The 22,981-nt window shown below is 68.2% G+C and carries 21 protein-coding genes; 14 read left to right on the forward strand and 7 right to left on the reverse strand.

Going from position 1 to position 22,981, the window contains the following annotated elements; genetic code table 11:
* Positions 1-148 precede the first annotated feature (148 nt).
* From G6N16_RS09155 to G6N16_RS09175, 4 genes are all read left to right on the forward strand, one after another.
* Positions 149-1,564, forward strand: a complete 1,416-nt coding sequence (locus G6N16_RS09155; RefSeq protein WP_234805731.1) for a tyrosine-type recombinase/integrase — start codon at positions 149-151, stop codon at positions 1,562-1,564.
* An 86-nt stretch (positions 1,565-1,650) separates the two neighbouring features.
* Positions 1,651-3,255 carry a hypothetical protein gene (locus tag G6N16_RS21750; protein ID WP_234786295.1) on the forward strand — a complete coding sequence of 535 codons (1,605 nt, stop codon included), beginning with the start codon at positions 1,651-1,653 and terminating at the stop codon, positions 3,253-3,255.
* A gap of 59 nt (positions 3,256-3,314) precedes the next feature.
* Complete coding sequence (locus G6N16_RS09170) at positions 3,315-5,339, forward strand: hypothetical protein (RefSeq protein ID WP_232461660.1); 2,025 nt, start codon at positions 3,315-3,317, stop codon at positions 5,337-5,339.
* Complete coding sequence (locus G6N16_RS09175; RefSeq protein ID WP_052615835.1) at positions 5,332-5,757, forward strand: hypothetical protein; 426 nt, start codon at positions 5,332-5,334, stop codon at positions 5,755-5,757. Before G6N16_RS09170 ends, G6N16_RS09175 begins: the two co-directional genes overlap by 8 nt.
* A 187-nt stretch (positions 5,758-5,944) precedes the next feature.
* On the opposite strand, the gene G6N16_RS09180 is transcribed toward G6N16_RS09175, so the two are convergent.
* Complete coding sequence (locus G6N16_RS09180; RefSeq protein ID WP_052615985.1) at positions 5,945-6,976, reverse strand: AraC family transcriptional regulator; 1,032 nt, start codon at positions 6,974-6,976, stop codon at positions 5,945-5,947.
* Positions 6,977-7,123: 147 nt separating this feature from the next.
* Here G6N16_RS09180 and G6N16_RS09185 point away from each other — a divergent pair, with 147 nt between their 5' ends.
* From G6N16_RS09185 to G6N16_RS09195, 3 genes are all read left to right on the forward strand, one after another.
* Positions 7,124-7,399 carry a hypothetical protein gene (locus tag G6N16_RS09185; RefSeq protein ID WP_052615986.1) on the forward strand — a complete coding sequence of 92 codons (276 nt, stop codon included), beginning with the start codon at positions 7,124-7,126 and terminating at the stop codon, positions 7,397-7,399.
* A 102-nt stretch (positions 7,400-7,501) separates the two neighbouring features.
* The gene (locus G6N16_RS09190; protein ID WP_078313701.1) at positions 7,502-8,926 is read left to right on the forward strand and encodes a DUF1254 domain-containing protein; all 1,425 of its coding nucleotides are present in this window, start codon (positions 7,502-7,504) and stop codon (positions 8,924-8,926) included.
* Positions 8,927-9,067: 141 nt separating this feature from the next.
* The gene (locus G6N16_RS09195; RefSeq protein ID WP_052615836.1) at positions 9,068-11,443 is read left to right on the forward strand and encodes an arylsulfatase; all 2,376 of its coding nucleotides are present in this window, start codon (positions 9,068-9,070) and stop codon (positions 11,441-11,443) included.
* Between the two features lie 304 nt (positions 11,444-11,747).
* On the opposite strand, the gene G6N16_RS09200 is transcribed toward G6N16_RS09195, so the two are convergent.
* Positions 11,748-12,431, reverse strand: a complete 684-nt coding sequence (locus G6N16_RS09200; protein WP_083029460.1) for a GAP family protein — start codon at positions 12,429-12,431, stop codon at positions 11,748-11,750.
* 145 nt (positions 12,432-12,576) lie between these two features.
* Between G6N16_RS09200 and G6N16_RS09205 the strand changes: the two genes are divergently transcribed.
* From G6N16_RS09205 to G6N16_RS09220, 4 genes are all read left to right on the forward strand, one after another.
* Positions 12,577-13,002 carry a DUF3887 domain-containing protein gene (locus tag G6N16_RS09205; protein ID WP_163787839.1) on the forward strand — a complete coding sequence of 142 codons (426 nt, stop codon included), beginning with the start codon at positions 12,577-12,579 and terminating at the stop codon, positions 13,000-13,002.
* Between the two features lie 49 nt (positions 13,003-13,051).
* Positions 13,052-14,557: a serine/threonine-protein kinase gene (locus G6N16_RS21585; RefSeq protein ID WP_179961191.1), complete on the forward strand. Its 1,506-nt coding sequence runs from the start codon at positions 13,052-13,054 to the stop codon at positions 14,555-14,557.
* Positions 14,558-14,622: 65 nt separating this feature from the next.
* Entirely contained in the window at positions 14,623-16,182 is a 1,560-nt protein-coding gene (locus G6N16_RS22040) for a serine/threonine-protein kinase (protein ID WP_083029462.1), read from the forward strand.
* Positions 16,176-16,988, forward strand: coding sequence for a M14 family zinc carboxypeptidase (locus G6N16_RS09220; protein ID WP_163787840.1), 813 nt, complete (start codon positions 16,176-16,178; stop codon positions 16,986-16,988). Before G6N16_RS22040 ends, G6N16_RS09220 begins: the two co-directional genes overlap by 7 nt.
* Positions 16,989-17,007: 19 nt before the next feature.
* Here G6N16_RS09220 and G6N16_RS09225 read toward each other — a convergent pair whose 3' ends face one another.
* Both G6N16_RS09225 and G6N16_RS09230 read right to left on the reverse strand, forming a co-directional pair.
* On the reverse strand, positions 17,008-17,526 hold the full coding sequence (locus G6N16_RS09225) for a hypothetical protein (protein ID WP_110810731.1): 519 nt from the start codon (positions 17,524-17,526) through the stop codon (positions 17,008-17,010).
* Complete coding sequence (locus tag G6N16_RS09230; RefSeq protein ID WP_083029554.1) at positions 17,523-17,708, reverse strand: hypothetical protein; 186 nt, start codon at positions 17,706-17,708, stop codon at positions 17,523-17,525. Before G6N16_RS09230 ends, G6N16_RS09225 begins: the two co-directional genes overlap by 4 nt.
* A gap of 67 nt (positions 17,709-17,775) precedes the next feature.
* Between G6N16_RS09230 and G6N16_RS09235 the strand changes: the two genes are divergently transcribed.
* A complete protein-coding gene (locus G6N16_RS09235; RefSeq protein ID WP_083029464.1) occupies positions 17,776-18,111 on the forward strand; it encodes a cupin domain-containing protein in 336 nt (111 codons plus the stop codon).
* Positions 18,112-18,129: 18 nt separating this feature from the next.
* Here G6N16_RS09235 and G6N16_RS09240 read toward each other — a convergent pair whose 3' ends face one another.
* From G6N16_RS09240 to crcB (G6N16_RS09250), 3 genes are read right to left on the reverse strand one after another with little or no spacing between them, the layout of a single operon-like run.
* Complete coding sequence (locus tag G6N16_RS09240; RefSeq protein ID WP_083029465.1) at positions 18,130-19,185, reverse strand: DUF190 domain-containing protein; 1,056 nt, start codon at positions 19,183-19,185, stop codon at positions 18,130-18,132.
* Positions 19,182-19,562 carry a fluoride efflux transporter CrcB gene (crcB, locus tag G6N16_RS09245; RefSeq protein ID WP_083029466.1) on the reverse strand — a complete coding sequence of 127 codons (381 nt, stop codon included), beginning with the start codon at positions 19,560-19,562 and terminating at the stop codon, positions 19,182-19,184. The genes G6N16_RS09240 and crcB (G6N16_RS09245) overlap by 4 nt, the downstream gene beginning before the upstream one ends.
* Entirely contained in the window at positions 19,559-19,951 is a 393-nt protein-coding gene (gene crcB, locus G6N16_RS09250; RefSeq protein ID WP_110810732.1) for a fluoride efflux transporter CrcB, read from the reverse strand. The genes crcB (G6N16_RS09245) and crcB (G6N16_RS09250) overlap by 4 nt, the downstream gene beginning before the upstream one ends.
* An 86-nt stretch (positions 19,952-20,037) precedes the next feature.
* Here crcB (G6N16_RS09250) and pgm point away from each other — a divergent pair, with 86 nt between their 5' ends.
* Complete coding sequence (pgm, locus tag G6N16_RS09255) at positions 20,038-21,684, forward strand: phosphoglucomutase (alpha-D-glucose-1,6-bisphosphate-dependent) (protein WP_083029468.1); 1,647 nt, start codon at positions 20,038-20,040, stop codon at positions 21,682-21,684.
* Positions 21,681-22,937, forward strand: a complete 1,257-nt coding sequence (locus G6N16_RS09260; protein WP_083029469.1) for an MFS transporter — start codon at positions 21,681-21,683, stop codon at positions 22,935-22,937. Before pgm ends, G6N16_RS09260 begins: the two co-directional genes overlap by 4 nt.
* Positions 22,938-22,981 lie beyond the last annotated feature (44 nt).

Raw genomic sequence — 22,981 nt, forward strand, 5'->3', positions numbered from 1 at the left:
CATATTCGAGACCTCCTTGCCGACGAGCAAAAGTGTCATACCCCTGCGGTACGACTGGATGCACAGGCGGTAAGGAGGTCTCTGCATGCGGATAGTCATGGTCCGGAGAAGCGCTCGCGAGGGCGAAGTTCTGCAAGCTCCCGATGGCGTGACAACGCTCCCATGGTCGTCGGTTGTGCAGGCGCTCGACCGGCAGGACATCCCGGACGGCCTTCCGTTCATCGTCGATGACGACGGCTCACTGACCGGCTGCGACCGACTCAACACCTACCTGCTGACCGCATGGCGTCAACGCGCCTACGACCTCGACAGCCTGCGGAGCTTTCACGCCTACCATCTCGCTCGGTTGCTGCGGTTCGTACGCCAGCGCCGCGGCGGGGAATTGGTGGACCTCACCGCCACCACGACTGAGGATCTGACCGCTTACCGGGATGCCCGCCAGCAGGAAGTCCTGGACAGCACGCTGGCTACCGAATTTGGCTGCTTCTCCTCGTTCTTCTACTACGCCGCCCAGATCGGCTGGATGGAGAAAGACCCGATCCCGCGCTGGGGCCGCAACAACCGCAACACTCTCATTTCCCACAAACATCGCGAGCGTAGAGCGCGATTCCTCAAGGCGGCCCAGACCAAGCACTTCCTCGAGGTCGGCCTGCGCGGTGACGGCTCCGACCCCGCGGGTGCGCCCGCCTACCCCGAACGCGACTACGTGTACGGGCTGCTACTGGCAACCACCGGCCTCCGACGCGAGGAGTGCGCGCTTCTCCTCGACGCCGAGGTTCCGGCCCCCGAAACGATGGGATCCGAGTCCATCCAGGTCTTCGACCGGCTCGGCAAGAAGCAGGTGGTCCGATCCATCTACATCACCGCACAGGTAGCCCACGCCACCGACCTCTACCGCCGGACGGAACGGCACCGCGTCGTAAAGGCGGCCCAACGCAGCCTCCGCGCCAAGATTCGTGACGGCTCTCTGCTGGTGGTCGACGACCTAATCGAGCGGCGGGGAAAGCTCTACGTCGCCATCGGATCCCAGCGCATTCCACTGGTCCGGTTCACCAACAAGGACCGGGCCAAAGCCGTCCGGCTCCTCGATGACGGCACCATCGACCCACTCGCGTTGTTCGTATCCCGCAGCGGACTCCCACCCGGACTCGAACGCTGGAACCAACTCTTCGCCGACGCTCGCGAACGAGTCCGCCACTCCGGCCACCGAGACCAGCCGCCCCGCCACGTTCACGTCACACCTCACACGATGCGACATTCTTACGCGGTCCGGATGCTGGCCGCGCTCATGAAGGAAGGACGACAGCGCGCCGGAGACGCCTACCTGCTGCTGGCAAACCCCGTACTGACCGTCAAGGAACTCCTCGGCCACGCCAGCGTCCAGACCACCATGCACTACCTCCACGCCGCAGGCACATGGACCGAAGACGTTCCGGCCGCCCTCGCGGGAACCGCAGCCGACGTCGTAGGACATACCGATGACGACCCCGGCCCCGACCCCGAGACCATCGAGGACGACTGGGATGAGCCCGACGTTGGCCCCGATGCCGGAGACGTTCAGTGAGGGGCTCCTACTCGACCCCCGACGTGCCCGCGAATTCTGCGACACCGTCGGCGTCGAACGATGGCCGGTTCACCTTCGAGTGGGCCGTGTACAGCGACACACTGACCTACACCATTGACCCCTCGACGTTTGAGACACCGGTTATCGCAGCCGAACTCGCAGGGACTTGGCTCGAGGTGCTTACTGAGTTCGGGCGCATGGAGTACTCACTCACGTCAGGGCTTCTGAGCTTCTTGCGGTCGATGGGTACGCTACCGCTGACCGACGATCAGAAGACCGCATTCGCGTTGCGGGACTTGCGCCGGGCACATTTGGACCTGTGGGAACTCAATATGCTGGCTAGTCACCGAGAAGCGAAATCAGACACCGCCTATCGCAAAGTCGTCCACGTCTTCGCCCTCCTTCGACGGCACGAGGATGACCACCCCGGCACGCTTCATGAACAGATCGCCGATCGGTTGGCGCGACAACCGCGCTTATGGCACCACCGCAACGACGGACTGCCGCCGCTGAGCGAGCAGGAGACCCGCGCATGGCGCCGATGGGCTTACCAGAAGGCGAAAAATGCTCTGTCCCAGCCGGACCGAGGCATTACCGACATCGACGTCCAGACCGCCACACACGTACTGCTCAGCCTCGCAACCGGCGAACCGCCTGAGGTGCTCCGCGCCCTGACCGTTCACGACATCGAAGCCACTACCACGGCCGAAGCAGAGGACTCGGTGTCCACGCTGTCGCCGATAGACAGACTCCGCTATCTCGCCGAGAACGACCTCATCGACCTGCTCCGCGTCCGATACACCAAGAACCGCGCACACGAAACGTACGACGAGGTGTACGCCCGCCGTGACACCGCTCCATTCACCGCGTTTCGCTGGGCCGTGATGCTCAACGCAGCCGCCCGCGCCGAATCTGATAACCCCTCATTGATCCTGATGGAGGATGTTCATGGGAGAGTGAAGCAACCACCTTGGCAGCGCCTGGCTTACCGGCTATCTGAGATTGCCGCGCGGAACAGCCTTCCGCTATCGGGTCCGAACCAATGGGCACGGCTGCGCAAGGTTGCCACCACCCGCGAAGTGCTCGCCGACCCCAAGTCCTACCTGGCTAACGGGCGCCGCCACTCCGCGAAGACCTTCTTCGGCCACTACACCAACAGCACTGTTCTCCGCGCCGAAGCCGGCCGCATCCTCATCGACAGCGTCAACGACATATTCGACAGCGCTATCAACGGTCCGACCATCGTTAGCCCGGACGCTGAGCAAGCCATCCGAGCCGGTGCAGACGCGCCCGGCCTCGACCAGGACACCGCCAGCGCTCTAGTTGCCGGCCAACTCGACGGACCACACACCGGATGCCGCAATCCTCTCGACAGCCCCTACGAGAAGAAAGGAACGGTCTGCACCAAGTCCATCACCGGCACCTGCTTCGCGTGCCCCAACGCGCTCATCACGCTGCACCACCTGCCGGCTGCCCTCGCGATCCAGGACATGACACATCCCGATCGCGCCGCCGACCCGGAAACCTGGCAGACGCACTGGAAACCGATCTACGACACCATCACTGAGGTGGTCCTGCCGACCTTCACTCCCGAGCAGGTCAAGCACGCCCGCCAGCAAGCGAACCTGACACCGATCGACGCAGGCATTCTCAACGACATGCGTGGCGTCCCGGAAGCACCGGCATCGTGACGGCCAGAAGATCCCCGCGAGAATCCCCAGCATTGTGGAGGAACCCCTTCACCGCGGAGGTGCGCGTCTGGCCCCATCTTGCCGGCGGCCCGCAATACGGCGACGACCCATGGGATCTCGCCCTTGTGGCCAACCGGGTCAACATGGCAGAGCGCTACATTCACTTCGCCAGCGCTCCGGATGTGCACCGCATGACCGTCAAGAACATCCTCATGACGGTCGCAGCCCCCGACCGCGAAGTCGTCGTAGAGGCGGGCGTCATCCGCCGCGGCGACGGAACACCACCAGCAGGGCTATACGACTGCTTTCGCAAGCTCGTCGTCATCGCCAAGTGGTCCGAGGACAACGGAACCGCCCGCTTCGCCGACTGGACTCAAGCCGACGCCGATCGTTTCCTCGATGACCTCCGCACTGGCCAGCACCGCGCGGGCGGCGTCGGACTCACCGCGACGAGTATCCGTGGGTACGTCACCACCTTGCGGTTGCTGCGAGAGTGCCAGGCAGTTCTGCCCGATGCGCTTTCCTTCTTCCCCTGGGCGGGCCGCAGCGCTTCCAGCGTCAGCGGTGAAGTCACGCACACCGAGAACACCACGCCGCCCCTCCCGTGGGAGACCTGGGCGCCGCTCATCACCGCATCATGGGTAATCGTCGACCGATTCAGCGATGACATCATCGCCGCGACCGATACTCGAGCTGCGCTTCCGAAGGAGCCACGAGGACCAGCTGGAGCCAACGCGTACAACGCCTTGCTCGACTGGACGGAGCAGCGCGGTCTGTTACCCCTGCATACCGGGTTCGGCCGCACCAAACATCAACGAGGAGAGCCGAATACGACACTGCTAGAAAAACTCCTCGGCATCAACGCCAACGTCCTCAACCGGGCGAGCCACCAGTACATGCCGGACGCCACGGCACTAATCGCAACCGCTGCGGCCGACCCGCAGCGGGCGACTTTCGGAGGACTGCACGTGCCGACTGCCGTCGTCTCCCACCCGGACGGGACAAGCAGCCCGTGGGTGGAGGAGTTGGGCCTCGGTGAAACCGAGTATCTCGAAAGCGTGCTCCGCGCTGCTTGCTACATCCTGATCGCCAGTCTTACCGGCATGCGCGACAGCGAGATCCAGGAACTGACATGCGACAGTCACACCACCAAGGACGGACTCGCCGCGCTCCGCAGCATCCAGCACAAGGGCAACGACCATCCTGACGGTGAGCGCCGAACGTGGTGGGCACCCAGACCTGTCATCCGGACCGTCGAGGTGCTGGGCGAACTCACAAGACACGACACGCATCTGTTCGCCCGCCGCAGTGGCAACGCTGGCTCCTACGCCCCGAATCGCGACATCGCCAGGCTCATCGCGTTCGTCAACGATGACCCCGCCCAACGACCAGGACGCGGTCGGGGACTCGGGCTGGAACACATCGCGATCCCGAACGGCCAGGCCGTCAACGCAACCTCCCTCCGACGTGCGTTCAGTGTCTTCGCCACCACCCGCCCCGGAGCGGAACTCGGATTGGGAATCCAACTGGGACACAGCGCATGGCGGATGACCACCGGCTACATGAGTGACGGACAACAACGGGCCGTACGCCTCATGGACGACGAACGCAAACGCGTCCTGCACAGCGACGCCGCCGCCCTGCTGCAGGCGGATAGTCCCGTGGCAGGGCCGGCAGCTCACCACGTGACCGGATTCCGCGCACAGATCATCACCAACTCTGACCGCGCCGATCGCCTCACCGCAACGCTAGCCGAGCGACTTCACCTGGGGCTCACCAATGACTGCATGTGGAACCCGGCAACCAGTAGCTGCGGCGGCGACCGCCCAAAACTCGGCGACCACGTGTGCGTCGGCGTCGACTGCACCAACGCCCTACTGCGCTCTGCACATGTCGGCGTGATCGCCAGTGCCATCGACCGCATCGACACCTACCTCGATCAACAGCGCGGCCATCCGGCTCTCATCGAACAGATGCGCCGAGACCGCGCAAACCTCGCCCGCATCCGCCGCGAACTCACCACGGCCGACGACCCAGACGACCTCTACGACGACGACCTGGACCAGGAGAACGAACATGCCTAGCCCCACCCGCAAGCGCGTCAGCGATGCCGTCATGCAAGCGATCGCCGACGCCATCACCGCCATTGAGAACAGCTCCGACATGCCACGCACCAAAAGACAAATCGAAGCGATCACCGGCCGGAGTCACGACGCCGTCGCTCGCGCCTTCGTTCAGGACCGAATCGAGAACAGCTCGTACCGTCTCAACAGCCGCTTCGAGCAACTCACCGCGAACCTGACTAGGGGTGACAGCCTGAATGCCGCTGCGATCCGTAACGACCGGCAGACCATCGCCGAACTACGCCAGAAGAACCGTGACCTACACGACCAACTCGACCGCTTCGCCACCGCACTGTTCGCGCGGCAGCTTGATGCCGAGAACGAGCGGGCGGAGATCGAACTCGTCACGCGAATCCGGCGAGGCCAGCGGGGGGAGTAACGAGTTTCGCCCACGCGGATCTGTGCGGATCGGTTCGATGAGCGAATCGAGCACAATGATCGCCCGGCCCAAGTCCGCAGAAGCTACACCGGACGCATCGTCGGCGTGATCCGATCGCCGCTCGGGCGACGCCCCGCCGGGATCGACAGACCGTCACCAAAACGCACCGTCAAAACGCGGCGTTGGTCTACCCCATACAGAAGGCAAGTCGTCCCCCACCGGGATGGTACCGGTTCCGGTACGCGGTGGGGGTCACCCCGAACCAGCGTTTGCAGGCGCGGGTGAACACGCTGTGCTCGGCGTAGCCGAGCTGGCGCGACACGTGGGACACGGGTAGGTCGGTGCCGACGAGCAGGCGGTGGGCCAGTTCACGGCGGGTCTGGTCGACCAGTTCGGGGAAGGTGGTCCCTTCCGCGACGAGGCGTCGCTGCAGGGTCTTGGGGTGGATGCCGAACTGATGGGCCACCAACCCCGCCGTGAGTTCGCCGGTGGGTAGCAGTTGGCGCACCATGCTGCGCACCGTGTCGGCGATGTCGCGTGTGCGCTGACCGTGGGCTTCTGTCAGGTAGTGCATGGCGAGTCGGTGTGCCAGCGGATCGTGGGTGAGCGGGCGCTGTAAATCCTTGGCGCGCAGGGTGAATCCCGCGATCGGATCGTTGAAGTGGGCTGTGCATCCGAAGTAGCCGCGGTAGTCGGAATCGGTTCCCAGCGGCGGGTGCGGCACGTGCACGGCGACGGGTCGGTACGCGGCGCCCAGGAACAGGCGCAGCACCTGCAGGGTGAGGCCCAATGCTAGTTCGATCGCCTGGGATTGCGGGGGCGACGGCTGCAGCAGGAAGTCGTATTCGAACCGCCGCAGCGCCGGATCGGCATGGTCGGTGATGCGTGCGATGATACCGGGGCTGTGGGAGCTCATGTAGGTGTCCAGGATGGTGAACGCCTCGGCGACGGTGGCCGTGGTGCGGGCCGCGAGCGCGACCGGGCCGAGGATGTCGATGCTCTGGTGCTGAGCGAGCTGGAGTCCTAAGTCGGGCACATCCAGGACCGTGGCCGCGTCTTCGACCGCGGCGATGGCGCTGCGCAGCGGAATGAAGCGGTCATCGTTTCCCGCGTCGGCGGGATCGATCCCGGCCGACGCCAGCAGCGCGTCCGGATCTCCCCCGTGAGTGCTGACAAGCGGAGCGAACCCGGTGAGCGACGATCCACGGACCAGATGCATGTCCATGATAGTCAAGAAGAGGTCCAGCAAAGTCAAGACAAGCGGGTGCCGGGTCGTGCAAAGTGGTTGCCCGGGTCGGGGAACCGTGACGTGTTGTGGCCGACCCGATAAGGGTGGGCCACAACGGAGATGAACCAGGGGAACCCCGTGAACCGACGTATCACAACGCTGCTGGCCGCCGCGGCACTCGCCGCCGCTCCGCTGACCATCGCACCGATCATCAACGCGGCCACGGCGTCGGCGGATGTCTGCGCAAGCGCCGGGGGCCGGCACTTCTCCGCAGGCGGCTGCACCAACATCGCCGGCGACGTCGCCGTGGGTGCGGCGATCGCGGCCCAGCATGTCCCGTACGTGCCCGGCGAGATCCCCTGCTACACCGTCGAAGGCGTTCCGTACTTCACCCCGCCCGGCCAACCCTGCTGACCAGCGGCGACTGCACACACCGCGGCGCCACACCAGCTAACCTGCACCCGAGCGGCCCCGCGAGCGGACCCGCGGTGCCAACTGACAATCAGAGGAGAACGAATGAGGTTCGGCAAGGCCATGGCGATTGGTATCGCCGCGGCGGTGGTCGCAGCGATCGCGGGCTGTGGCGGCAAATCCGAAGCGCCCACGGGCAGCTCGGCGGTGACGCCGCAGGAGATGCGCACGATCGCCAAAGAGGCATACGTGTACGGCTTCCCGATGGTGGACATGTACCGCATCGAGAACGCCTACGCGGTCAGCAAGGACAGCGGCCAGTACCTGGGCGACTGGAACCAGATCCACAGCATCGCCCGCGTTTTCACCCCGGCCGACACCACGGTGCAGACACCCAACTCCGATACGCCGTACTCGTTCCTGGCAACCGACCTGCGGACCGAGCCGCTGGTGCTGACGGTGCCGCCGATCGAGCAGGGCCGGTACTTCTCGCTGCAGTTCATCGACAGCTACACCTACGTCTACGACCTAATCGGCAGCCGCACGACCGGCAATGGTGGTGGCACCTACCTGCTGGCCGGCCCCGGCTGGCAGGGCGAGAAACCCGCCGGCGTCGACAAGGTGATCCGCACCGACACTGACTTCGGGCTGGTCCTGTACCGCACGCAGCTGTTCAACCCGGCCGACCTCGACAACGTCAAGAAGATCCAGGCCCAGTACAAGGTCGAGCCGCTCTCGACGTTCCAGAAGGCGCCGGCCCCAGCCCCTGCGCCCGCGGTCGACTTCATCACGCCGCTGACACCGGACGAGGAGAAGACGTCGCTGGACTTCTTCAAGGTCCTGGGCTTCACGCTGAAATACGCACCGGTGAAGCCGGAGGAGAAGGAGCTGCGGGATCGGTTCGCCAAGATCGGGATCGGACCCGACGGGGATTTCGATCTCGCCACGCTCAGCGACGAGCAGCGCAATGCCATCGAGGGCGGCATGGCTGATGCGTGGGCCGAGCTGCACACCTTCCAGACCGAGCAGATGCAGACCGGCAAGGTGACCTCCGGTCAGTTGTTCGGGTCCGCCGAGCAGTTGGGCGGCAACTACCTGTACCGGTTCGCCGGAGCGGTGATGGGCATCCTGGGACTGCCGGGCGCCGAAGCCATGTATATCCCGCTGACCAACGACTCGGCCGGCGCCAAACTCAACGGCGCGAACACCTACACGCTGACCTTCCCCGCTGGGCAGCTCCCGCCGGTGAAGGCGTTCTGGTCGGTCACCATGTACAAACTGCCGGAGATCCTGCTGGTCGAGAACCCGATCAACAGGTACCTGATCAACTCGCCGATGCTGCCGGACCTGGTGCGCAACCCCGACGGCGGGATCACCCTCTACCTGCAGCACACCTCGCCGGGACCGGAGAAGGAATCCAACTGGCTGCCCACCCCGGCCGGCGACTTCGAGATGATCCTGCGGACCTACTGGCCCGAGCAGGCGATCAGCGACGGCAGCTGGACGCCACCGAAGGTATCGAAGAGCTAACCGACCGAAACCCACAGTGGCCCGGCCGGATTCGGGCGAGCCGGGAGTGGGAGGCGGCCAGATCGTGAAGGATAGAGACGCGCCGGAGAACACCGACGCGTGGAACACGGCCCGCCGGGGCCGCGGAGAGGACACCAGCAAATGACAACGGGCCCACAGGTTTCCAGAACCCATCTGCCGATTCCGAGCGCGCCGCGAACGGGACTGGTCACCTACGACGCGAAGGATCCGGACACCCCGCATCCGCTGATCCGCGACATCCGGCCCCCGGAGGGCGCCCCGAACATCCTGGTGGTCCTGCTCGACGATGTCGGGTTCGGTGCGGCCAGCGCGTTCGGCGGGCCGTGCGCCACCCCGACCGCCGAACGGCTCGCGGCCGGCGGTCTGAAGTACAACCGGTTCCACACCACCGCCTTGTGTTCACCCACGCGGCAGGCCCTGCTGACCGGGCGTAACCATCACTCGGCGGGGATGGGTGGGATCACCGAGATCGCCACCGGCCAGCCCGGCTACAACTCGGTGCTGCCCAACACCATGTCGCCGATCGCGCGGACCCTCAAGCTCAACGGGTACAACACCGCGCAGTTCGGCAAATGCCATGAAGTGCCGGTGTGGCAGACCAGCCAGGTGGGGCCGTTCGACGCCTGGCCCAGCGCCGGTGGGGGTTTCGAGCACTTCTACGGCTTCATCGGCGGCGAAGCCAACCAGTGGTACCCCTCGCTGTACGAGGGGACCACCCCGATCGAGGTGGACCGCACCCCCGAGCAGGGCTACCACCTCACCGAGGACCTGGCGGACAAGGCGATCGCCTGGATCGGTCAGCAGAAGGCCCTCGCACCGGACAAGCCGTTCTTCACCTACTTCGCGCCAGGCGCCACCCACGCCCCGCACCACGCACCCAAGGACTGGATCGACAAGTACCGCGGCAAGTTCGACGCCGGCTGGGATGCATTGCGGGAGCAGACCTTCGCCCGGCAGAAGGAACTCGGGGTGATCCCGCAGGACGCCGAGCTGACGCCGCGGCCCGAGCAGATCCCGGCCTGGGACGACATGCCCGAGGAGCTCAAGCCCGTGCTGCGCCGGCAGATGGAGGTCTACGCAGGGTTCCTCGAGCACACCGACCACCACGTCGGCCGGGTCATCGACGCGCTGGACAAGCTCGGAATACTCGACGACACCTTGGTCTACTACATCGTCGGGGACAACGGCGCCTCCGCCGAGGGCACCTTCAACGGCACGTTCAACGAGATGCTGAACTTCAACGGGATGGCCGCGCTGGAGACACCCGAGTTCCTGATGGAACGCCTCGACGAGTTCGGCGGCCCGGACTCCTACAACCACTACGCGGTGGGCTGGGCGCACGCCATGTGCACCCCATACCAGTGGACCAAGCAGGTCGCCTCGCACTGGGGTGGCACCCGCAACGGCACGGTGGTGCACTGGCCCAACGGTTTCCAGTCCCGCGGCGAGCATCGTGATCAGTTCCATCACGTGATCGACGTGGCGCCCACTTTGCTGGAGGCCGCCGGGATCCCGGAGCCGCTGTTCGTCAACGGGGTGCAGCAGGCGCCGATCGAGGGCACCAGCATGCTGTACTCGTTCAACGACGGCGGGTCCGCCGACCGGCACGAGACCCAGTACTTCGAAATGTTCGGCAACCGCGGCATCTACCACAAGGGCTGGACCGCGGTGACCAAGCACAAGACACCGTGGGTGCTCATGGGCGAGGACACCGTCGCATTCGATGACGACGTGTGGGAACTCTATGACACCACGGTCGACTGGACCCAGGCGAAGGATCTGTCGAAGGAGCAGCCGCAGCGTCTGCACCAATTGCAGCGACTGTGGCTGATCGAGGCGACGCGATTCAACGTCCTGCCGCTGGACGACAACCTCACGGTCAGGATGAATCCCGACCTGGCCGGACGCCCGACGCTGATCAAGGGGAACACGCAGGTGCTGTTCGCGGGGATGGGGCGGCTCTCGGAGAACTGCGTGCTCAACCTCAAGAACAAGTCGCACTCGGTGACCGCCGAGATCGACGTGCCCGAGGGCGGCGCCGAAGGCGTGATCGTCGCGCAGGGCGCCAACATCGGCGGCTGGTCGCTGTACGCCCACGGAGGCAAGCTCAAGTACTGCTACAACCTCGGTGGCCTGCAGCATTTCTTCGCCGAATCCGCCGAACCGCTGCCTTCCGGTGCGCATCAGGTGCGCATGGAATTCGCCTACGACGGGCCGGGTCTGGCTAAGGGCGGCACGGTGACCCTGTTCGTCGACGGCGCCGCGGTGGGTACCGGGCAGGTGGCGGCAACGCTGACCAACGTGTACTCCGCCGACGACGGGCTCGACGTCGGTGCGGACACCGGTTCGGCGGTCTCACCCGACTACCGGCCAGGTGACAACCGCTTCACCGGCCGGGTGCGCGGCGTGCAACTGGCGATCGCCGAGGAATCTGACGCCGCCGGCCATCAGGTGGACCCCGCCGAGGCCGTGCGGATCGCCCTGGCCCGCCAGTAGCAGATCGGATTAAGGACCCCGTGTGCTGTAGCGGAACTTCGGTCGCGGCGTCGCCGGCGGGCGACGTGGCAAAGCGGACTTTGGCGACCGCTCTGCTGTAATGGTGGAAGACACTCTTCCTCGACCGCGCCGGATGCGACGGCATACAGACGACACGGAAGACACTCTAAATATGACAGTTAGCTCCACAACAAAACAGCAGGTCAACCCACCCGGATCGGGTGGGTTGACCTGTTTTCGACACCGGCGTCAACGGGGAGCGGCCTACCCAAACCGGTGGCGGCCGTCGCCGAGTCCGTGGACATCACCGGCGGGCGTGCAGCCCGTCGATCCCGTGATGGAGCACCATCGCACCGAGCACCAGCAGCAACACCGCCAGCAGCGCGGCGTTGTTGGCCTCCATCCAGGTTTTCAGCCGCGCCAGCGTCCGGTCGAGACGCTGTCCGAAGCCCGCGTAGGTGAGGATCGGGAGGGCGACCGAGGCGGACGCCAGCATGACGAAGAAGGCCGTCGCGATCCAGACGCCGGCTCCGGGCAATCCGCTGGTGCCGATCGCCAGCCCGGCCGGAAGGCAGATGAGCAGCACGTCGGGCCGCGCCAGCACAAGGACCACGGCGGTGATCGCCGCCCGGGGCGGCGTGATCGTTTCGAAGGACCGCATCCACCCGGGCGGATCGGTGTGCCGGCGGCGGGTCAGCCAGTGGTAGACACCGACCAGGATCAGGACGGTGCCGAGGATCACCCGCATCCAGGCCGCCCATTCCGGCGGCCCCTCGCGTTCGGTGGTGAGTGCTCCCGCACCGGCGGCGCTGAGTGCGGTCACCGCGGCCAACCCCGACACCCAGCCGGCGAGAAACGCCAGGCCGCTCCGTCGAGGTCTCGGCGCCTGCAAGACCAACACCGCCGGAATCACCGTGATCGGCGACAGTGCAACGACCAGCCCGAGCGGGACGAGGTCGGTGAGCACCGCGCTCCAGCTCTGCGCCATGGGCAGCAACGTACCGGTCCGAGGGCGTCGCCGGGGGCCATTGACGTGCCGTCGGACGGGAACCCGGCACCTCGTGCGGCAACGGTCATACTGTCCGTACACACCGCACATTCCGTGCCTGCCGAACGTCGGATCGGAGATTTCCATGGGACACGTCTGTCGCGCTCGGATCGGCGTCGTGGCCGTCGTCGCACTGCTACTGGCGACCATGACCGGCTGTTCCCGCCACGACGATTCGACCCAACCCAGCCCGGACGCCGCCCAGCATGCGGTGGCGCTGCTCGACGCGCTGGTGCGCGGCGACACCGGGGACGTGACCGCGGAGTTCGACTCGACCATGCGCGAATCGCTGTCAGCCGACCAGCTGGCCGTCTCCTGGGCGGGTTATCAGAGCATGCTGGGCGCCTACCAGTCCCACGGTGATCCGACGCAGGTCGCCCGCGGCGATCTGACGGTGGTCAGCGTGCCGTTGACGATGGCCAATGCGCCCGGCGAGTTCCGGGTGACGTTCCGGCCCGACGGCACCGTCGCCGGTCTGTGGCTGCTGAAGGCGGGCGTCCCGATTCCCTGATCCGTCCCTGCACCGGGGACGCCGCGCGGCCCGCGGGTACCATCGTCGGGTGCACCTGGGCGAAGGCGAGGAGTTTGCCGGCTTCACCGTGGTACGGCGACTGGGCGGCGGCGGCATGGGCGAGGTGTACCTGGCGCAGCATCCCCGGTTGCCCCGACTCGACGCACTGAAGGTGCTGAACCCCGAGATTTCCGCCGACGATGACTACCGGGTCCGGTTCCTCCGCGAGGCAGAGATGGCCGCCGGGCTGGGACATCCGCACATCGTCAGCGTGCACGACCGCGGCGAGACCGAGGACGGCACCCTCTGGGTGTCCATGGAGTACGTCGAAGGCATCGACGCCGGGGCGTATCTGGCCCGCCACTATCCCGACGGGATGCCGCTGTGGATGGTCACCGAGATCACCCTGGCGATCGGTGCGGCGCTGGACTACGCGCACGGGCAGCGCCTGCTGCACCGCGACGTCAAACCGGCCAACATCCTGCTCGGGGACCTGGGCGAGGGCCAGTACCGGGTGGTGCTGACCGACTTCGGCATCGCCCGCGTCGAGGGCGAGGAACACCGGCTGACCGAAGCCAATATGACTGTCGGGACCGTCAACTACACCTCGCCGGAGCAGCTGACAGCCGACCACCTGGACGGCCGGTCCGACCAGTACTCACTGGCCGCGACCGCCTACCACCTGCTGACCGGCAAGCCGCTGTTCGCTGACTCGAACGCCGCGGTCGTCATCGGCAGCCACCTGAGCGTCGAGCCGCCCCCGGTGTCCGAACAGCGTCCGGAACTGGCCGAACTGGATGAGGTGGTGGCTCGCGGCCTAGCCAAGGACCGGGACGCGCGGTATCCGAACTGCACGGCGTTCGCCCGGGCACTGTCCGGCCTGCCGGAGCAGAGCGGCGAATTCACCGTGGGGCGGGCCGTCGTCACGGCGTCCGGACCGATCCCCAGGACCACCGGTACCCAGGGCCGGCACCGGGCCGACGCCGACGAGGACGACGACGGCTACTGGGAGACTGCAGGATCCCAGCCGACGATGTTGGCACCGGCGGCGCAGGGCACGTCGAACAAGAGGCTGCTGTGGGCCATGCTGGTCGGCGTTCCGCTCATCGTGATCGCGACCGTGCTGCTGGTGCTGGCTCTGCTGCCCGAGGGGCTCGGTACCGGCCGCTACCGGGGCGAGGCGACGTCGACGGCCGCGCCGACCGAGGCCCGGACACCGGTGCCGTCGACCGCGGCCCAGGCTCCGGTTCCACCGGCCGCCCCGACGACGGCGTCCGGTCGGCATCCCTGGACGGGGGTGGTGGCGGTCGAGTGCGGTGGCACCGAGCCGTGTGAACTGCAGCAACGCAACGCGCCCTACACCAGCGCTCCCCGGTTGCATCCCGAAGGCCTGCACAACGGCACCGTCGTCAGCCTCGCCTGCCACGTCGTCGGCGATGAGCGCAGCAACCCGGGCGACGGCAGCAGCCGGCTCTGGTACCGGCTGTCCAACGGCGCCTACGTGAACTCGGTGTACCTCGACAACGTCATCGCGACGGGGATGCAGCCGTGCTGATTGCACCCGGCGGCTGAACCGACCGCACGGTCCAGCCCGGCCGGGGTTGCCGATACCATCCGGGAATGCCATTGGGGGTTGATCAGCAGTTCGCCGGCTATACGGTGGTGCGCCGACTCGGTGCCGGCGGGATGGGCGAGGTGTACCTGGCGCAGCATCCGCGGTTGCCGCGCCGCGACGCGCTGAAGCTGCTGACCGCCGACGTGTCGGTGGACCCCAGCTTCCGGGAGCGCTTCCTGCAGGAGGCCGACCTCGCCTCGACGCTGTGGCACCCGCACATCGTCGGCGTGCACGACCGCGGCGAATGTGACGGACAACTGTGGATCTCGATGGACTACGTCGAGGGCGAGGACGCGTCGGGCGTACTGGCCGGCAGCTATCCCGACGGGATGCCCCCGGATATGGTCGCGACGATCGTCACCGGCGTGGCCTCAGCGCTGGACTACGCGCACTCCCAGGGGCTGCTGCACCGCGACGTCAAGCCCGCCAACATCCTGATCGGGGATGCCGCCGACCCGAGGCATCGGCGAATCCTGTTGACCGACTTCGGGATTGCCCGCGCGGTCGGCGAGGCCAGCGGGCTGACGGCGACGAACATGACGATCGGGACGGTCGACTACACCGCACCTGAGCAGCTGCTCGGCGAGGAGCTGGACGGGCGCGCCGACCAGTATGCGCTGGCGGTGACCGCCTACCAGCTGCTGTGCGGCCGGCCGCCGTTCCGCGACACCAACGCGGCAGTGGTCATCGGGCGCCACCTCAACGCCGCGCCGCCGCCGCTGTCGAAGACCCGCCCACAGCTGGCCGCGCTGGATCCGGTGTTCGCCCGGGCGCTGGCCAAGAAACCGGCCGATCGCTACCCCAATTGCGGGGCGTTCGCCGCGGCACTGGCCGACGCGATCGCCGCGCCGGGCGAGGCACCCGTGGCACCGGAAGCGCCGGCGACGACGGTGCTGCCCAGACCGTCGGACGAGGAACCCCCGGTGCTGGTGGCGCAGATCCCGGCCGCCGCGGCGCCGGAGCCGTCCGTCGTCGACCGGCTCACCCATCCACCGTCTTCGCCCGGCCCTGCCGCGCCGCCGAACTGGCAGCCGCCGCCCGGCGCCTACTTCGACGGGCGGCAATGGCAGACGGCCGCCCCGGCGTCCGGTTCGGGTAATCGGACCCCGGTGCTGCTGGCGGTCGCCGTGGTGGCGTTGCTGGCGATCGCCGGGATCGTCGTGCTGATCGTGTCGCTGGGCGGCTCCTCGCAGGACACCGCCGACCGCACCGCTGCGGCCCCGACCAGCAGCTACCGGTCGCCGACCTATGCGGCCCCGCCGGCGTATACCGCGCCCGCCACCACCGCGGCGCCGGCCGTCGGGCTGACCGGCCGGATCGTGGGCACCTGCGACGAGGGCGGTACCTGCGGACTCAAGCAGCGCAACGCGCCGTATACCGCCGCCGGCCGGCTGGTGCCGGGCGACCTGCAGGACGGCAACGTGGTGACGGTGTCCTGCTCGGTCAGCGGTGACCTGCGCAGCAACGAGGGCCACGGGTCCAGCAGCGTGTGGTACCGGCTGGCCAACGGTGCCTACGTGCCCTCGGTGTACCTCGACGGCGTGGGCTCGGTCCCGTCGTGCTGACCCGCCGTGCGACGGCGGTGGCGGCCGCGCTGGTGGTCGCGCTGGCCGGCTGCCACAGCAACGGGTCCGCCGAACCGACCGCCACCGAACCCGCGGCGACCGAGGCGACCCCGTCGTCACCGGTCCAACCCGCCCCGCCGGCGCAGGCGGCCAACGATGACGTCAACGCCTGGCGCCAGGTCGGCACCTCGGTGCAGGGTCGCCCGCTGCGCGCGCTGACCCTGGGCCACGGGCCGCGGAAGGTGCTGTTCATCGGCGGTATCCACGGCGACGAGGACGAGGGCGCCTACACCACCGCGCAGTTGCCGGCCGCCTTCCTCGCCGACGGACTGGCCGACACGGTCACCCTCACCATCTTGGAGGACGCCAACCCCGACGGCCGGGCCGCCGGTTCCCGCGGCAATGCCGACGGCGTCGACGTCAACCGCAACTTCCCGGCGAAGAACTTCGACACCGGCACCGCCGCATACGGCGGCAGCCCGCTCAGCCAGCCCGAATCCCGTGCGGTCAAGGCACTGATCGACGAGGTGAATCCGGCGCTGGTGGTCGTCTCGCACGCCTGGTCGGGCGACGAGTTCATCAACTTCGACGGGCCGGCGCGGGAGATCGCCGAACGGTTCAGCGCGGCAACCGGTCTCAAGGTGCAGGACTCGAGTTCGTTTGCGCCGACGCCGGGTTCGCTGGGCTCCTGGGCGGGGCGCGACCGTGGGATCGCGCTGCTGACCATCGAGATCCTCAAGGGCACCGACCCGCAGCGCGAATGGGAGCGGATCAAGACCGCGCTGCTGGCCGCCATCGCCGGATAGCAGCCGGATAGTCGCCGGGTCAGTGGCCGGCCGAGCCGGTCAGTTTCGCGCCGCCCGGATCGGTCAGCACGCAGATCACGTCGCTGGGAATCGGATTGTTGTCGGTGCGGTCCTGTTTGGAATCGATCAGGAACGTCACGGCGTACCGGCCCGACGAGCCCTGACCGGTGAAGGTTCTCAGCCCGGCGTCGCATTCGGTGCGGGCGACATCGGCCAGCGCGGTGTTCACCCGCAGCCCGCCGCGGTGGAACACCTGCGCGGAATGCGGTGTCGCGCAGTCCACCACGGTCACATACACGACGCTGGGATCCTCCGGCGGTGGATCGGCCAGGCAGTCACCGGCCTGCAGATCGACCCACCGCGCCGGGCGCGCCGGCGCCGCGGTGGGGGAGACGACGGCCGCCTCGGTGGTCGTCGTCGCGGTGGCGCTCGTCGTCACGGTGTCCGCCGTCGTGGTGTCCGTCGGCGCCGGATGCGGTGCTCCACACCCGGACACCAGCAACGCGGCCAGCGGGATCGCGGTACTGCGCAGACTCATTCGCCGCGCTCCCGCAGGAACGCCAGCAGCCCCGGATCACCGGACACGATGCGGTCGACCTCCTCGCCGCCGTCGCAGCGCAGCAGCGCGACCGTCACAGTCGATGCCGACCGGCCGACCACCTGCCAGTGGGCGCCGGAGTCCTCCCAGCGCCGCAGCACCGCCACCGGATCCTCATCCATACCCACCATCATGGCCCGCCGGGGCGGCGGGCATAGCATGGGTTTGCCAAATGAATAGGAGCACTTCATGGAATCGGTATCGCTGAATTCCGTTGCCGACGAGCAACTGGGTCTCGCCCGCGAGGCCCACAGTGGCCGCGCCGCCCACACCGTGCATGGCGGGGTCGGGCATTTCCTGCGCCAGACGGTGATCGCGCTGACCGGGGGCACCGGCTTGGCCGAACACGAAAGCCCCGGTGAGGCCACCCTGCAGGTGCTGCGCGGCCGGGTGCGGCTGTCCGCCGGGGAGGACTCCGCCGAAGGTGTCGCGGGGGATCTGCTGATCATCCCCGATGCGCGGCACTCCCTCGACGCGCTGGAGGACTCCGCCGTCCTGCTGACGGTGCTGGCCGACCGCCCCTGACCCACCGGCCGGCGCCGGTCAGTACCGGTGCCGGCCCAGGGAAAGCCCTCCGCGGCAGTGCGTTCCGTCGCGCAGCAGCGCGGCGGGCAGCATCTCGCTGGTCACCAGGCCGTGCTCGGCGGTGACGGCGTCGACGATGCCGAAGTGCTCGGCGATGCCGGCCGGGGTGTCGATGATGACTGTCGCGACCGGAACACGGCGGGTGAGCCGCAACAACCGGTCCCCGTGCGGCGGCTGGTCGCCGACGAACCCCCACACCCCGCGCAGCACCGTCGCGCCGGCCGCACCGGCGGACCGCAACCGCGCCACCAGCGCGCGATGGATCGGCACGCCGTCGTGGCGGGCGTCCTCGTCGCTGTAGACGACGAGCTTCTGACGCAACTCCAGCCCGTCGGCGTCGGTGCCGGGCAACGCGTGCGGACGGGCCAGCAGCCGGCCGTCACGCTTGCACACCTGGACCCGTTCGATCAGCGGCCGGTCGGTGAGACCGCGCAGCTCGGCCACCGCGTCGCCGACCTGGCTGCGGCTGCCGATCGCCGTCACCAGCATCGGGACGTCGGTGTTCGCGCTGAAGAACCGGGCCCGATGCCGCGTCCCGGCGATCGTGCCGTCGACGCCGAGAAAACAGACGGCGCCCATGAAACCCAGTCGGTGCAGCACCGATGTCGCGGCGATGTGCGCCGGGACGCCGTCGGCGCGTTGGCGCCGGGTCAACAGCAGGGTCATCAGCACCGTCTCGGCGGCGGTGGCCGGCAGCTCGCCGTTGGTCGCCACCCGGGCCCGCTCGACGGTCAGCAGGCCGCGGGTCACCCGGTCCGCGACCTCGCCGGCCAGTGCGGCGATGGTGGCGGCCTCGTCGACGGCGGTGAGCACGACGGGCAGGTCCTCGGAGCTGCTCAACAACTCGTCGGTGCGGATGACGTTGCGCGGCCCGAAGCTGGTGATGCCGCGCAGCGCCACGCTGGCGGCGACCCGGCGGCGCTCGAACAGCTCGAGGATCTCCTCGGTGAGGAACCGGCAGCCGTGCCGTTCCCGCTCGGCCAGATACGCACTGAGCTTGTGGATCTCGGTCATGACAGCCAGCCTGCCACCGCACTGCCCAGGGCCGCGGCCGCGACGCCGGCCAGTACCGACACCACGATATTGGCGACGGCGGGCCGGAACTGGCGCTCCTCGGCCAGCCGGTGGGTTTCATACATCCAGGTGGAGAACGTGGTGTAGGCCCCGACGAACGCTGTGCCGGCCAGAAACGCAGCGTCGTGGCCGAGGACGTTACTCAGTGTCAGGCCGCTGACCAGCCCCAGCAGGATCGCGCCGGACAGGTTGACCACCAGGGTGCCCAGTGGAAACGATCCCGAAGCCCGGGCCGCCACTGCGCGGTCGACGACGAACCGCAGCACCGAGCCCACGCCGCCGATCACCGCGACGCCCGTCCACAGCAGCACCGTCATATCCGGGCCCGCCGAACCAGCGCGGTGGCGATGTGCACGGCGGCGAACCCGCAGACCAGGCTCGCCGTCAGATAGCCGGCGGCCAGCGGATACGCGTGGGCCTGCAGCATCCGCAGGATCTCCACCTGCATGGTGGAGAACGTCGTCAGCCCGCCGCAGAGCCCGGTGCCCAGCAGCGGTCGGCGGTAGGCAGATTGGGGGAGGCGCTCCAGCAGGCGGGTGCTGAAATAGCCCAGTAGGAACGCCCCGATGATGTTCACCGCGAAGGTGCCCCAGGGCCAGCGGGTCGGGTCGGTGACGGCCAGCGCGGCGATACCGGCGCGCGCCAGGGTGCCGACGGCGCCGCCGGCGAACACCGCCGCCAGCTCGCGACCGTCGTGACCGAACACCGAACGAGTATGCCCCGGGCGGACTCGCGCCGGCATCTCGCGGGTAGGCGGGGACAACCCCGCGGCGCACGGGCACAATGGCGGCCATGGCAGCCAACCCTCGCGCCGGCACCGCGGCCCGCCCCGAAGACCTCATCGATATCGCCGGGTTGGTGACGGCCTACTACGCGGTGATCCCCGACCCCGACGACGTCGCCCAGCAGGTGACCTTCGGCACCTCGGGGCACCGCGGCTCCAGCTTCGACGGCGCCTTCAACGAGGCGCACATTCTGGCCACCACCCAGGCGATCGTGGAGTATCGCACCGGGCGCGGCATCACCGGGCCGCTGTTTCTGGGCCGCGACACCCACGGACTGTCCGAACCGGCCTGGACCTCGGCGCTGGAGGTGCTGGCCGCCAACGACGTCGTGGTGATGATCGACGGCGCCGACCGGTACACGCCCACCCCGGCCGTCAGCCACGCCATCGTCGCGTTCAACCGCGGCCGCGATTCCGACCTGGCCGACGGGATCGTCGTCACCCCCTCGCACAATCCGCCCCGCGACGGCGGGTTCAAATACAACCCGCCCAACGGCGGCCCGGCCGACACCGACGCCACCTCGGCGATCGCCAAGCGCGCCAACGAGATTCTGCGCGACGGCCTGCGCGAGGTGAAACGGATCCCGCTGGCCCGGGCGCGCGCTCTGGCCCAGCGCCACGACTACCTCGACGCCTACGTCGCCGACCTGCCCAATGTCGTTGACCTGCAAGCGATCCGGGCCGAAGGGGTGCGGATCGGCGCCGATCCGCTCGGCGGGGCCAGCGTGGACTACTGGGCGGCGATCGCCGAACGGCACAACCTCGACCTCACGGTGGTCAATCCGCTGGTGGACGCCACCTGGCGGTTCATGACCCTGGACACCGACGGCAAGATCCGGATGGACTGCAGCTCACCCAACGCGATGGCCGGGCTGATCCACAAGCTGCAGGACGGCGACGCCGACTATCAGATCGCCACCGGCAACGACGCCGACTCCGACCGGCACGGCATCGTCACCCCCGACGGCGGCCTGATGAACCCCAATCACTATCTGGCCGTGGCGATCGACTACCTGTACTCGCACCGGCCGAACTGGGCGCCGGGAGTGGCCGTCGGAAAGACCGCCGTCAGCAGTTCCATCATCGACCGGGTGGTCGCGGGGATGGGGCGGCCCCTGCTGGAGGTGCCCGTCGGATTCAAATGGTTTGTCGACGGGCTGTCCACGGGCACAATCGGATTCGGTGGTGAGGAGTCCGCCGGCGCGTCGTTCCTGCGGACCGACGGCACGACGTGGACCACCGACAAGGACGGCATCATCCTGGCGCTGTTGGCCTCGGAGATCCTGGCGGTGACCGGCAAGACCCCGTCGCAGCGCTACACCGAGCTGACCGCGACCTACGGCGACCCGGCGTATGCCCGCATCGACGCCCCGGCCGACCGCGAGCAGAAGGCGCGCCTGTCGAAGCTGTCCGCCGAGCAGGTCGGCGCCACCGAGCTGGCCGGTGAGCCGATCACCGCCAAACTCACCGCGGCGCCGGGCAACGGCGCGCCGCTGGGCGGGCTGAAGGTCACCACCGAGAACGCGTGGTTCGCCGCCCGGCCGTCGGGAACCGAGGACGTGTACAAGATCTACGCCGAGTCGTTCCTGGGTGCCGACCATTTGGCCCGGGTGCAGGAGGCCGCGCGCGAGGTGGTCAATACAGTCATCGGGTGAGCACCGACACCCGCGACGAGCAGGCGCACAAGCTGCCCGCCGAGGTGTGGGTGCTGATCTCCGCCAATGCCGTCATCGCCCTCGGCTACGGCGTGGTGGCACCGGTGCTGCCCGACTACGCCCGGCACTTCGGCGTGTCGGTGAGCGCGGCGACGTTCATCATCACCGCGTTCGCCCTGATGCGGCTGATCTTCGCCCCCGCCGCCGGTGAGCTGGTCCAGCGGCTGGGGGAGCGCCACGTCTACGTCAGCGGCCTGCTCATCGTGGCGGCCTCGACAGCCGCGTGCGCCTTCGCCCACAACTACGGGCAGCTGCTGCTGTTCCGGGCGCTCGGCGGGATCGGCTCGACCATGTTCTTCATCTCCGCGCTCGGGCTGATGATCCGGGTCAGCCCGCCCGATGCCCGTGGCCGGGTGGCCGGCATGTTCTCCTCGGCGTTCCTGATCGGCTCGGTCGGCGGGCCGATGCTGGGCAGCCTGACGGCCGGGCTCGGGCTCTCTGCCCCGTTCCTGATCTACGGCGGCGCGCTGTTCATCGCGGCGACGGTGGTGTTCGTGGCGCTGCGGCACTCGTCGCTGGCCGAACCGGCGACCGAGGCAACCGCCACCGTCAGCATCGGGACGGTGCTGCACAGCGGCGCCTACCGCGCGGCGCTGCTGTCCAACTTCGCCACCGGATGGTCGGCCTTCGGACTGCGGGTGGCGCTGGTACCGCTGTTCGTCGTCGATGTGCTGGGCCGGGATACCCGCATCGCCGGGGTGGCGCTGGCGACGTTCGCCGTCGGCAACGTGGCCGCCGTCATCCCCAGCGGGCGGCTCTCGGACCGGGTGGGGCGGCGTGTGTTGCTGATCGTGGGCCTGGCCGCCGCCGGGCTGGCCACCGCGGCCGTCGGGCTGTCGAACGGACTGGTGTTCTTCCTGGTCACCGCCTTGCTGGCCGGTTTCGCCACCGGCATGTTCAGCTCACCCCAGCAGGCTGCCGTCGCCGACGTGATCGGCAACGAGGCCCGCGGCGGGACCGCCGTGGCGGCGTTCCAGATGTCGGCCGACCTCGGGTCGATCATCGGGACGTCGGCCGTCGGTCTGATCGCCCAGCACGCCTCGTTCTCCTGGGCGTTCGTGATCAGCGCCGCGATCCTGCTCACGGCGGCCGGTGGCTGGGTGCTGGCCCCGGAGACCCGCGGCCGCGCCGCCGTCCCGTCACACACCCCGGCCCGGCCGCTGGGCCCCGAGTGTGCCGGTGAGGTTCCCTGACCAGTCGTTTTGAAGCAACCCGTGGTTGTGGTGTAGTTTCGGTG

Source organism: Mycolicibacterium insubricum, from assembly GCF_010731615.1.
Lineage (GTDB): Bacteria > Actinomycetota > Actinomycetes > Mycobacteriales > Mycobacteriaceae > Mycobacterium > Mycobacterium insubricum.